Consider the following 12476-nt stretch of genomic DNA (forward strand, 5'->3'; position numbering starts at 1 on the left):
GCATGGCAAACGAAATGAAAAAAGTGGATGCGGTTATTGTCGGCTTCGGCTGGGCGGGTGCCATTATGGCGAAAGAGCTGACCGAAGCGGGCCTGAACGTGCTGGCGCTGGAGCGCGGACCGCATCGTGATACCTATCCTGATGGCTCCTATCCGCAGTCCATTGATGAGCTGACCTATAACGTCCGCAAAAAGCTTTTCCAGGATCTCTCCAAAAGCACCGTGACCATTCGTCATGATGCGTCGCAGACCGCAGTGCCCTATCGTCAGCTGGCGGCTTTTCTGCCCGGCACCGGCACCGGTGGCGCGGGTCTTCACTGGTCCGGCGTCCATTTCCGTGTCGATCCGGTTGAGTTGCGGATGCGCAGCCATTACGAAGAGCGCTACGGCAAGAACTTCATTCCGGAAGGCATGACGATTCAGGATTTTGGCGTCAGCTACGATGAGCTGGAGCCGTTCTTCGACAAAGCGGAAAAAGTTTTTGGCACCTCAGGCAGCGCCTGGAGTATCAAAGGCAAAGTGGTCGGCAAAGATACAGGCGGCAACCCGTTTGCACCCGATCGCTCAGATAACTTTCCGCTGCCCGCGCAGAAGCGCACTTACTCGGCGCAGCTGTTTGCTCAGGCGGCAGAGTCGGTCGGCTATCACCCTTACGATCTGCCGTCCGCCAATACCTCGGGTCCGTATACCAACACCTACGGCGCACAGATGGGGCCGTGCAACTTCTGCGGTTACTGCAGCGGCTACGCCTGCTACATGTATTCCAAGGCGTCGCCTAACGTCAATATCCTGCCTGCGCTGCGTCAGGAGCCGAAGTTTGAGCTGCGCAATAACTCTTATGTGCTGCGGGTCAATCTCAGCGATGACAAAACGCGTGCGACCGGCGTGACCTATGTGGATGGGCAGGGCCGCGAGCAGATTCAGCCCGCTGACCTGGTGATCCTCTCCGCCTTCCAGTTCCACAATGTTCACCTGATGCTGCTGTCGGGCATCGGCAAACCCTACAACCCGATTACCAACGAAGGGACCGTAGGTCGCAACTTCGCCTATCAGAACCTCTCTACGCTGAAGGCGCTGTTTGATAAGAACACCACCACTAATCCGTTTATCGGTGCGGGTGGCGCAGGCGTTGCGGTTGATGATTTCAACGCGGATAACTTCGACCACGGGCCGCTGGGCTTTGTTGGTGGTTCACCATTCTGGGTTAACCAGGCGGGCACCAAACCGATCTCCGGCCTGCCGGTGCCGGCGGGTACGCCCAACTGGGGCAGCAAATGGAAAGCGGCGGTGGCGGATACCTACACCCATCATCTGTCGATGGATGCGCACGGCGCCCACCAGTCTTATCGCGCCAACTACCTTGATCTCGATCCCAACTACAAAGATGCCTATGGACAGCCGCTGCTGCGCATGACCTTTGACTGGCAGGATAACGACATCAAAATGGCGCAGTTCATGGTCGGCAAGATGCGCAATATCGCGGAAGCGATGAATCCGAAGATGATCATCGGCGGCGCGAAAAAGCCGGGCACCCATTTCGACTCCACGGTTTATCAGACTACCCACATCAGTGGCGGGGCGATCATGGGCGACGATCCAAAAACCAGTGCGGTTAACCGTTATCTGCAAAGCTGGGACGTACCGAATGTGTTTGTACCGGGCGCATCAGCTTTCCCGCAGGGACTGGGCTACAACCCGACCGGCATGGTGGCGGCGCTGACCTACTGGTCAGCTAAAGCGATTCGCGAACACTACCTGAAAAACCCAGGCCCACTGGTGCAGGCATAAGGACATGGCGATGAAAAATGGCATTCTGGCTCTGATTCTTGGCTCCCTGACGTTCGCCGCCCTGGCGGAGAGCAGCCAGGACGATCTGGTTAAACGGGGTGAGTATCTGGCGCGAGCCGGTGACTGTGTGGCCTGCCACACCAGCAAAGGCGGCGCGGCCTTTGCCGGTGGGCTGCCGATGGCAACACCGATTGGCACCATCTACTCCACCAACATTACGCCCGATCCCGCGACTGGCATTGGCGAATACAGCTACGACGACTTCCAGAAAGCGGTGCGTCAGGGCGTGGCGAAAAATGGCGATACGCTCTATCCGGCGATGCCATATCCCTCTTATGCAGTGGTCAGCGATGAAGACATGAAGGCGCTTTACGCCTACTTCATGCATGGCGTCGCGCCGGTCGGGCAGCCAAACCGGGAGAGCGACATTCCCTGGCCGCTGTCGATGCGCTGGCCGCTGGCGATCTGGCGCGGGATTTTTGCGCCCGACGTGAAAGCGTTCCAGCCTGCAGCCCAGGAAGATCCGGTGCTGGCACGTGGTCGCTATCTGGTAGAAGGACTGGGTCACTGCGGGGCCTGTCACACGCCGCGCAGCATCACGATGCAGGAGAAGGCGCTGACCAACAATGAGGGCAGCGACTATCTGGCGGGCAGCAGCGCACCGATTGATGGCTGGACCGCCAGCAATCTGCGTGGTGACAACCGCGATGGACTGGGTCGCTGGAGCGAAGAGGACCTGCGTCAGTTCCTGCGTTATGGCCGCAACGATCAGACCGCCGCTTTTGGTGGCATGACCGACGTGGTGGAACACAGCCTGCAGCACCTGAGCGAGTCCGATATCACGGCGATTGCGCGCTATCTGAAGTCGCTGGGCGCGAAAGATCCCCATCAGGCAGCCTTCAGCGTCGATGACGCCACCGCCAAAGCGTTGTGGAAAGGTGACGACAGTGCGACGGGTGCAGCTACCTACGTCGACAGCTGTGCGGCGTGCCATAAAACCGATGGCAGCGGCTATAAACGTTTCTATCCGGCGCTGCGCGGTAATCCGGTAGTACTGGCGGACGATCCGACCTCACTGATTCATATCGTGCTGGTGGGCGGACAGTTGCCTGGCGTTAATGGCGCGCCGTCGACGATTACCATGCCAGCATTTGGCTGGCGTCTTGACGATCAGCAGGTGGCGGACGTGGTGAACTTCGTGCGTAACAGCTGGGGCAACAAGGCGTCGGAGCCGGTCAGCGCGAAACAGGTCGCTGAGCTGCGTAAAGATGAGAAAGATCGGCTGGGCAGTGCAGATATCCGGGTACTGGAAGGCAAATAATCAGCAGTAAAAAAGGCCGTCATCATCAGGATGACGGCCTTTTCTTTTAGATATTCTCCAGATCGATACCGCGCGTTTTCGGCCCATAAATCCCTACCGACAGCATCACCATCACCATGCTCAGCACGATAAAGGTAATCACGCCTGGCGTACCGGCGTACTGCAGGATCACCCCAATCAAAATACTGCTGAATACCGTAGAGAGGCGACTGAAGGAGTAGCAGAAGCCGACCGCCCGCGCCCGAATATGGGTCGGGAAAATCTCGGTCTGATAGGCGTGGAAGCTGAAGGTCAGCCAGGCGTTGGACCAGGTGATCAGGAAGCCGCAGAGAATCAGCAACACCGGCTGCGTCTGGAAGGCGAACAGCGTGCCGAACACCACCGTCATCAGCGACGACAGGACGATCTGCCACTTATTTTCCAGCTTATCGGCGTAGCGGCTACAGATCAGCGATCCCAGCGGATAGGCCAGCGTGATGAAGAAGGCATAAAGCAAACTGTGCGTCACCGTGGCACCGCGGCCTGACAGCAGCGCAGGCAGCCAGTTACCAAAGCCGAAAAAGCCGATCGCCTGGAAAAAATTCATCACCACTAGCATCAGGGTGCGCTTGCGGTAAGCGGGTGACCAGATCTCGCTGAAGCGCCCCCGTTTTGGCAGCTGCGCCGCGGCGTCGTCGGCTGAAAAAGCGGGTCCTGCCGGGATGCCGCAGCGTTGCTCCATCGTGGACAACACCTGATGCGCCTCCTGATGACGACCCTGCTGCGCCAGCCAGCGCGCCGACTCCGGCAGGTTCCTGCGCACCAGCCAGATCACCAGCGAGCAGACCGCGCCCGCAATGACCACCCAGCGCCAGCCTTCAAGGCTGAACAGCGTTTGCGGAATCAGCCACCACGACATCAGCGCCACGGCCGGCACCGATAAAAACTGCACGAAAAAGGAGAAGGCAAAGGCGCGGCTGCGCAGATGGGTCGGCACCCATTCCGACAGATAGGTGTCGATGGTCACCAGCTCGACGCCCAGCCCGATCCCCACCAGAAAGCGGAACAGAATAATCATCTCTGCGCTCTGCTGGAACGCCATCAGCAGCGAAAACAGCCCGTACCACAGCAGCGCACACATAAAGGTGAGACGGCGACCAAAGCGGTCAGCGTAGGGTGCCAGCAGGCTGGCACCAAAAAACAGACCGAGAAAAGTGGCTGAGGCGAAGGCCGCCTGATCGGAGAAGCCCAGCACGCCTGCCGCACCCGTGTGAAATACGCCCGCCGACAGCAGGCCGGTACTGATATAGGCGGTTTCAAACAGGTCATAAAGCTCAAAAAAGCCGCCCAGCGCCAGCAGCGTAATAAAGCGCCACAATCCGGCGGAGGAGGGCAGCGCATCAACCCGAGCGGCTAAGCTGTTACGGGCCGCCGATGAAGCGTGCATCGGCGGCAGGCTGGTGGAGGAGGTGGTCATGTCAGCGTGAACCTCAGGCAGTGTGGAGACGACTCGCAGCCGGTCGGAGGCTTATTAAAATAGTTAACCGTTAGCAAGCGAAGAAATAGCAGAATAGTCAATTCATCCGCCGTTGCCGAGAGGGTCGTTGCTGACTATTTAGCAACGTACGTTGCAGGTTTTGCCATCCGTGGCAGGCGCACTCCGGCAGCGGCGACCAGGCCAGAATCTGATTGCAGCGAACTCCGGACTGTCTCTCAGTCCGGTAACGCGGGGGCAGGAGCGCATGGATGCAAATGGCGTCCTTGCGTTATCATAGCCTTGCTTTATGACACCTTTTCACGGACGCGGAAAAAGCTGAGCTGAAGAAGCTGACATAATTACTGAAAGATGAGGTGTAACGTGAGTTTTTTTGACGAGCTGAAAGCATCGCTGGAAGAGGCTGTGGAGATCAAAAACGGTATCAGAGCCCCCGGTCGTGTTACCCGTTACGCGGTTGCCGACGTGAAGGCTATCCGGGCACAGCTTAACGTCTCACAGAGTGAGATGGCGACGGCATTGGGAACCAGCCTCGATACCATAAAGAGCTAGGAAGCCGGACGGCGTAACCCGACCGGGCTGGCAGCTAAAGTACTGGTAACTATCCAGAAAAACCCGGAATTTTTTAAGGAGCTGGCGGCGCAATGAGCCGTTGTTCCCTGCACGCCGTTTAACAAAAAATAAAACGTGCCACCGATGAAACATTCATCGGTGGCACTGTGCTTTAAGGCAGTTTCGGCCAGACGCCTGGCCCGATCGGCAGACCCAGCAGATACCACACCAGCAGCAGCGCTATCCAGCTGATAAAGAACACCAGCGGATAGGGGAAGATCAGCACGTAATAGGTGCCGAGCTGCGCATCTTTCTGGTAACGCTGCAAAAAGGCGAGAAACAGCGGCAGAAACGGCGACATCGGTGCCAGCGGCAGCACGGCGGAGTCGGCGATGCGGAAAATCATCTGGGCAAAGGCGGGATGGAAGCCGAGCAGCATAAACATCGGCACAAAGACCGGCGCCAGAATCGACCAGATGGCTGAGCCGCTGGCGATAAACATGCAGAGAAACGCCGACAGGAACATCAGGCCAAGAAAAGCGGGCGCGCCGCTGACGCCTGCGCTCTCCAGCACATCAGTCAGCCCGATCGCCATGAATTTGCCCATGTTGCTCCAGTTGAAGAACGCCACGAACTGCGACAGCGGAAACACCATCACGATAAAACCCGCCATGCCCTTCATCGGATCGACCAGCAGCTGCGGGATATCATCCGGACGGCGGATCTGTCGGGTGACCACGCCATAAGCAATCGCCACCACAAAGAAAAACAGAATGATGATTGGCACGATGCCCTGAATAAAAGGCGAGGGAATAATGGCGCCGGTAGCGGGATTGCGCAGCGGTGCATTTTCCGGCACCACCAGCAGCGCCATCAGGGCGATAAACAGCAGCGCGGCGATCCCGGCAGCCCGCAGACCGCGGTTTTCAAGCGGCGTCAGCGCCGCCAGCTTCTCGCCGTTGCCCTGCCACTTTGGCAGTCGCGGCTCGACAAATTTATCGGTCAGCAGCGCGCCCACAATCGTCAGCACAATCACCGACGTGGCCATAAAGAACCAGTTATCGATGACGCTGACATGCACCGTGTCGCTGACCGCTTTAGCCGCTTCAGTGCTGATGCCCGAGAGCAGCACATCGGTGGTGACAATCAGCAGGTTGGCGGTAAAGCCGGAGGCCACACCGGCAATGGCGGCCAGCAGGCCCGCCACCGGATGACGGCCCACCGCCAGAAAGATAAGTGCGCCCAGCGGCGGCATCACTACCAGCGCGGCATCCGAGGAGATATGGCTGAAAAAGGCGATAAACAGCACCATGTAGCTGGCATAACGGCGGCTGACGCGTGACGCCATCTTCACCATCAGCGACTGCAGCAGGCCGACCTTTTCCGCCAGTCCGGCACCAATCACCAGCGCCAGAATCGATCCCAACGGGGTAAAGCTGCTGAAGTTTTTGATGATATTTGGCAGGATCCACTGAATGCCTGCGACGCTCAGCAGGTTATTCACCCGCACGATTTCGCCGTTGCTCGGGTTCTTCACCGCCAGATCCAGCGCGCTGATAATGGCAGTCGCCACCATCAGCACCACGATCAGATAGACAAACAGTAAAAACGGGTTGGGGACTTTATTCCCCACGCGCTCGATCCAGCTGAAGAGCCGGCCAGGACTGCGGTTCTCGGATGTTGCTTCCATGGTATTGGTTCTCGTCTTGTGTCCCTTTTATCGGCGGTAGCAAGGCCTGACGCCGGTCGCGTTGTGCGACAGGCGGTGAGTTCAGTTCCGGCACCGCTGAATCAGGGAAGTGTTTGCAATATTTTTTTATAGTGGTCCGTGTCAGAGACACGGCCGTTGGCTCATTCGGCCAGTTTTGTTGGTGTGATCCCCGCCGGGATCGGGCAGTTATAGGGCTGCGCGGCGCGTACCCGATCAAACTCGGCCCGGCAGCCAGCCAGCGCCTGCCGATCCGTTAACAGCGTTAACACCGTGGCCGCCATCACTTTGCCCGCCAGAAACATCCCCTTATGCCCGATACTGGTGCGTCCCTGCGCCACCAGTTGCCAGGTGTGCAGCGGCGTGCCGAAAGTAAAGCAGGGCGCAAAACACTGTGCAGTCGGCGTCACCCAGCTGACATCGCCGACGTCGGTGGAGCCATAAAGCAGATCACGTGTGACCGCATAGGGCGCGACCTCATCCATAAACAGCTTGTCACCCAGTTGTTCAGCCCAGGCGTGACCGGCTTCACCACCGGTTCGGGCGGCATTGAGCCGGGCATTGCGCAGATCGTCATCAGTGAGCGTGGCACGCAGTTCAGCCGCAAACGCGCGTTCTTCGTCGCTGTAGTCGGGCAAACCAAACTGATGCAAATAACGCTCCATGACCGCTTCCAGCGCGCGATTCGGGACGTAATCCGAGCAGGCTTTGTCAAAACGTACAGTCAGCGTGGTGTCGGTCATCAGCGCTGCACCCCTGGCGATATTGATCACCCGTTCATAAATCGCCTGCGCCTGTGGCAGTTCCGGGGCGCGGATCAGGTAGAGCACCTCCGCATCCGCCTGCACCACGTTTGGCGATACACCGCCGCTGTTGGTGATGGCGTAGTGCAGACGTGCCTCCTGAACAATATGCTCGCGCAGAAAGTTGGCCCCGGTATTCATCAGCGTGACGGCATCCAGGGCGCTTCGGCCCAGATGGGGAGAATTGGCCGCGTGCGCCGCAACCCCTTTGAACCTGAACGCCGCCTGAATATTGGCGAGGGTGCGCAGATTGAACATGCCGCTGAACCCCTCCGGATGCCAGGTCACGGCGGCATCAACGTCGTCAAACAGCCCTTCGCGCACCATAAAAGTCTTGCCCGAACCGCCTTCTTCGCCAGGGCAGCCGTAAAAGCGAACCGTGCCGCCCGTGTGATGCTGTTCCATCCAGGCTTTCACGGCGCAGGCCGCCGCAACACCTGCCGTGCCGAGCAGGTTGTGACCGCAGCCGTGTCCGTTGCCGTTGGCTTCCAGCGGTTGTGGCCGGGCGCAGCCCGCCTGCTGACTCAGGCCCGCCAGCGCATCGAACTCGCCAAGGATGGCAATCACCGGCTTGCCGCTGCCCGCACTGGCGATAAACGCCGTATCGATGCCACCCACGCCGCGTTCCACTCTGAATCCCTCTTCTGCCAGCGCATCAGAAAGCAGGGCTGACGAGCGGGTTTCGGCAAAGCGGGTCTCCGGTGTGTCCCAGATGGCGTCACTGAGCGTGCTGAAACGAAGCTGATGACGAGCGATATAGTCGGCAATAAAGTCTTCCATCATCGTGAGCCCCCATACTGCGCCTGGTTCAGCGCCAGCGTCGCCAGCAGCGTGATGGCGTCCGGCATCACCCGCTCATCAAAGTCGAATTTCGCATTGTGGTGACCCGCCGCCAGCTCACAGCCAAAAATGACGTAAGAGGCCTGACCGCCGCGCTGCTTTACCCGTTCCATCATGTAGGTCGCATCTTCCGAACCCGCCGCCTGCGCTTTACGATCGACCACGGAGTTGAAGATACCGAGCGCGTCCGCCTGCTGATGGATGAAATCAACCCATGGCTGCGTCGGGGTACAGCTGCGCGCGGCCCCCATCAGCGAGACCCGCTGCTCAACGCCATACATCGCCGCCGCACCGGCAATCACCCGCAGCGCCTGCTGATAGATGTCGTCGTTGACCTGATTGGTCACGCCACGGGTTTCGACTTTCAGCAGGGCGCAGTCGGCTACCACGTTGCGGCCGGTTCCCGCCTGCAGCACGCCCACGTTGACCCGTGCCACGCCGCCGCTGTGCTGGGTTAAACCATGCAGCGCCAGCGTTGCCTGCGCGGCGGCCAGCAGGGCATTGCGCCCCTCTTCAGGACGACCGCCCGCATGGGCACCGACGCCGGTAAAGTGAACATCCAGCTTGGTAGTGGCGAGGAAGCTGTCGCTGCCGCACACTACTTCGCCTGCCGGCACGCCGGTGCCGATATGAATCGCGGTGAAGCGATCAACGTCATCGACCACGCCCGCCGCCACCATCGCTTTTGCGCCGCGCACACCCTCTTCGGCGGGCTGGAAGATCAGTTTAATCGTGCCGCTGAGCTGATCTTTCATCGCCATCAGCACCGAGGCGAGACCCAGCCCGATGGTGGTGTGGCCGTCATGTCCGCAGGCGTGCATCATGCCTGCGTTGCAGGAGGCGAACCCTTCACGCTGCGGCAGATGATCGTCAGCCTGACTCTCGTTGAGATCCAGGGCATCCATATCGACGCGGAAGCCCATCACCGGGCCAGGACGGCCGGTCTCGAGCGTTGCCACGATGCCGCAGAATCCGCCGGAGAAGTGGCTGATCCACTGCGGCAGCGCGCCCTGTTGCAGCGCGCGCGCTTCCTGCTGCTTCAGCACCGCCTCGTCGGGCAAGCCCATCCGCGCGTCAGCGTCGATGACCTCACGGCCCAGCTTCAGTTGATAACCGAGCTTATGCAGCTCTTCAGCGACTAAGGTGGCGGTGCGGAACTCCAGCCAGCCCGATTCGGCATAGTGATGGAAGTCGCGACGCCACTGTTGCAGCTGTGGCAGCCGGGCGCTGACGTGGTCTGAAAGGGGGTTCATCGGCTCTCTCCTCGTTGTTGATTTTTTATGCACTGTTCCGAATCTACACAATGGTATTGACCGGCATAAGATGCGAATATCTTGTGACTGATAAACAACGGTTATCGCAAAATTATGTCTGCCAATCTCAAGCTCCATCAGCTGCGCGCCTTCGTTGACGTGGCGCGACAGGGCAGTATCCGGGCGGCAAGCCGTCTTTCCGGGCTGTCACAACCGGCGTTAACCAAAGCGATTCAGGAACTGGAGCGCGAGCTGGGGGCAAAGCTGTTTATCCGCCGTCAGCAGGGCGTAGTGTTAACCGATATCGGTGATAACTTTTTTCGGCATGCCAGCCTGGTGCTGGCGGAGTTGCGGGTCGCCGAAGAGGATATCCAGCAGCGGCTGGGACTGGGTGGCGGTCAGGTGAATATCGGCGTCGGTGGCAGCGTGGCGCGCACCATTATGCCGCAGGTGATTAACCAGTTTCATCGCGAATACCCGCTGGTGAAGGTGCGCATCGTCGAAGGCCAGCTGGTGTCGATGGTGCATGAATTGCGCCAGGGCGCGCTCGATTTCACCATTAATACCTACGATCAGAGCCATCTCGATCAGGAGCTGATGTATGAGCGGATGATGGAGCGCGAGTACAAGGTGGTGGTGCGCAAAGGCCATCCGCTGGAAAAGGCGCGTTCTCTGGCGGAGTTACAGCAGGCGGACTGGACGATGCCAACGCCTAAAGGCAGTTACTACCGCTTGTTGCACGATCTGTTTGGTGAACGCGGCATGGCCCCGAAAATTGTGGTGACCTGTGAAACCTTTATGGCCTGCACCAGCCTGGTCGCGCAAAGCGATTTCATCAGTATTCTGTCGGTCGACGTCATTGACGACCCGATTCTGGGCCGGTCGCTGGTGGCGCTGACGCTCGACGAACCCCTGCCGAAAGCGATCTTCTATCTGATCCAGCGCAAAGACACGACGCTGACCCCAATGAGCAGTTATATGGCACAACTCTTTCGCCGTTATTGCCAGTAAAATCAGCGAGTAAAGTCGATCGTCTACACTGTTAAGGTACTGAAAAAAATCCACCCGACAAATATAGAGGTTACGATGCAAGTCAGTCCTTATCTGTTTCTCTATGGCCGTTGCGAAGAGGCTATCGACTTTTACCTGCAGGCGACCGGGGGAGAGTTGCTCTCTAAAATGAAATTCGGTGATATGCCGGATCAGGGTGAGCAGGTCGGCGATCAGTCTGCCGCGCCGCAGCCGCCAGAAAAGATCATGCATGCCCAGCTGCGTATTGGTGACGGTGAGCTGATGCTGAGCGATGGCAACACCGATCAGCCGCCAGCGTCTGAGCATGCCGGTTACGCGGTCAGTCTCTCAACTACCGATGTCGAAAAGGGTAAAGCCTGGTTTGAGAAACTGTCGGCAGGCGGCAAGGTGACAACTGAGTGGCAGGAGACGTTCTGGTCGAACGGATTCGCGATGTTCATTGATAAGTTCAACATTCCATGGCGCATCAACGTCGAGAAGCCGCAGGAATAATCGGGCCAGCCGGCGTCGTAATTTGCGGCGCCGTATTAATTAATGGCAACTGCCCGGATTAAAGCGCGGCGGCGCTATTCAGGCCGCCGCACGTAATCAGAAGTTATAACCCGCCACCAGGTAGTAACCCCAGCCAGTCGATTTCACTTCAAACGGCCCGTTGCCGAAATTCAGCTCCTGACCATCCGCCCACTGTCCGCCGTTGTGGAAGTAACGCGCCACCGCAGAGAAGTGCCAGTGATCGTAACCTAGTGACAGAATATGGCTGGAGGCGATTGAGTTGCTGGTGCGTGATGAACCGCCTTTATCGCGGAGATCGGAACCCCAGTCGAAGTTGGTGAAGCCCACATAGCCCAGATTACCGCCCCACAGTGTGGTGATTGGCACGAAGTATTTCACCTTGAAGCGATAGCCATCCCAGCTGTTTTCATTCGCCGCACCGTAGTTTTCCCACTGATATTTGGCGTAGACGTTCAGCGACAGACCGACATCACTGTGCGTATCGATATCTGTGCCCAGACCCATATACCAGGTGTTCTGGCGGCTATCGCTGTTGCGGCCCATGTCGTAGATGTAGTTGTTAGCGAAATACCACTCTTTGAACGGACCAAACGCCAGGCTGGTGCCGGTCAGTTTGTCGATAGAGAAGCGCGGCTCAATCTCCATAAACATCGGTGAACCGTGATCAAAAATGCCGTTGGCGTTGCTGTTGCCTGCGCCGAAGAAGTTGGTCAGGTCGAGGTAGCCATAAAAATCGAACCAGTCCTTTTTCGCAAACGCTTCATATTCCAGATAAACGTCGTTGTTAAACTGCGGTCCGAAACGGGTGTGGTAGCTGCCTACCACGTTAACGCTCTGATGCCACCAGTCGGAGACATACTGCGGATCGCTTTCAGCGGCCTGTGCAGCGCCACTCAATGAACATGCCAGCACGGCACCTGCTATCAACGTTTTAAATTTCATTATTATCAGCCACATGCTTTTGACCGCCGCACAGCAGACGCAGTCAGAGAGAAATCGGTCCCTTGATGGGAATGAGGGTTTCACAGCAAATAACAGCCAGTTCTTCAGCCCGCGTAGCGTGCCTGTAACAGATCGATAGAAAATAGATTTTGCTCACGTTTGTCAAAAAGTGTTGCATTACAATTCAGCTAAAATGTGATGCACTTCACAATAATGACCAGGATCGAACGGAACCAGGCAACCGTTTACGT

General features: G+C 58.1%; 9 protein-coding genes and 1 pseudogene. 5 read left to right on the plus strand and 5 right to left on the minus strand.

Going from position 1 to position 12476, the window contains the following annotated elements:
- Positions 1 to 2: 2 nt before the first annotated feature.
- Together HFD94_RS10735 and HFD94_RS10740 are read left to right on the plus strand one after the other, a co-directional pair.
- Positions 3 to 1787: a GMC family oxidoreductase gene (locus tag HFD94_RS10735; RefSeq protein ID WP_010672042.1), complete on the plus strand. Its 1785-nt coding sequence runs from the start codon at positions 3 to 5 to the stop codon at positions 1785 to 1787.
- Positions 1788 to 1797: 10 nt separating this feature from the next.
- Positions 1798 to 3108, plus strand: coding sequence for a cytochrome c (locus tag HFD94_RS10740; protein ID WP_033780611.1), 1311 nt, complete (start codon positions 1798 to 1800; stop codon positions 3106 to 3108).
- Between the two features lie 46 nt (positions 3109 to 3154).
- On the opposite strand, the gene HFD94_RS10745 is transcribed toward HFD94_RS10740, so the two are convergent.
- Entirely contained in the window at positions 3155 to 4564 is a 1410-nt protein-coding gene (locus HFD94_RS10745) for an MFS transporter (protein ID WP_122889193.1), read from the minus strand.
- 381 nt (positions 4565 to 4945) lie between these two features.
- Between HFD94_RS10745 and nadS the strand changes: the two are divergent.
- Positions 4946 to 5230, plus strand: a pseudogene (nadS, locus tag HFD94_RS10750) (NadS family protein).
- A gap of 76 nt (positions 5231 to 5306) precedes the next feature.
- Here nadS and abgT read toward each other — a convergent pair.
- The 3 genes from abgT to HFD94_RS10765 all read right to left on the minus strand — a co-directional run bounded on the left by abgT (position 5307) and on the right by HFD94_RS10765 (position 9738).
- Complete coding sequence (gene abgT, locus HFD94_RS10755; protein ID WP_010252101.1) at positions 5307 to 6824, minus strand: p-aminobenzoyl-glutamate transporter; 1518 nt, start codon at positions 6822 to 6824, stop codon at positions 5307 to 5309.
- A 161-nt stretch (positions 6825 to 6985) separates the two neighbouring features.
- Positions 6986 to 8428: a M20 family metallopeptidase gene (locus HFD94_RS10760; RefSeq protein WP_045140860.1), complete on the minus strand. Its 1443-nt coding sequence runs from the start codon at positions 8426 to 8428 to the stop codon at positions 6986 to 6988.
- Positions 8425 to 9738: a M20 family metallo-hydrolase gene (locus tag HFD94_RS10765; protein WP_060681546.1), complete on the minus strand. Its 1314-nt coding sequence runs from the start codon at positions 9736 to 9738 to the stop codon at positions 8425 to 8427. Before HFD94_RS10765 ends, HFD94_RS10760 begins: the two co-directional genes overlap by 4 nt.
- Before the next feature lie 114 nt (positions 9739 to 9852).
- On the opposite strand from HFD94_RS10765, the gene HFD94_RS10770 reads away from it, so the two are divergent.
- Together HFD94_RS10770 and yjdN are read left to right on the plus strand one after the other, a co-directional pair.
- A complete protein-coding gene (locus tag HFD94_RS10770; RefSeq protein WP_010252093.1) occupies positions 9853 to 10749 on the plus strand; it encodes a LysR family transcriptional regulator in 897 nt (298 codons plus the stop codon).
- A gap of 75 nt (positions 10750 to 10824) precedes the next feature.
- Entirely contained in the window at positions 10825 to 11262 is a 438-nt protein-coding gene (gene yjdN / locus HFD94_RS10775) for a VOC family metalloprotein YjdN (RefSeq protein ID WP_010252091.1), read from the plus strand.
- A 96-nt stretch (positions 11263 to 11358) separates the two neighbouring features.
- Here yjdN and HFD94_RS10780 read toward each other — a convergent pair whose 3' ends face one another.
- Positions 11359 to 12225, minus strand: a complete 867-nt coding sequence (locus HFD94_RS10780; RefSeq protein ID WP_010252090.1) for a nucleoside-specific channel-forming protein Tsx — start codon at positions 12223 to 12225, stop codon at positions 11359 to 11361.
- Between the last annotated feature and the right edge of the window lie 251 nt (positions 12226 to 12476).

The sequence above is a fragment of the Pantoea sp. EKM20T genome (assembly GCF_011800485.1).
Taxonomy (GTDB): Bacteria; Pseudomonadota; Gammaproteobacteria; order Enterobacterales; family Enterobacteriaceae; genus Pantoea; species Pantoea agglomerans.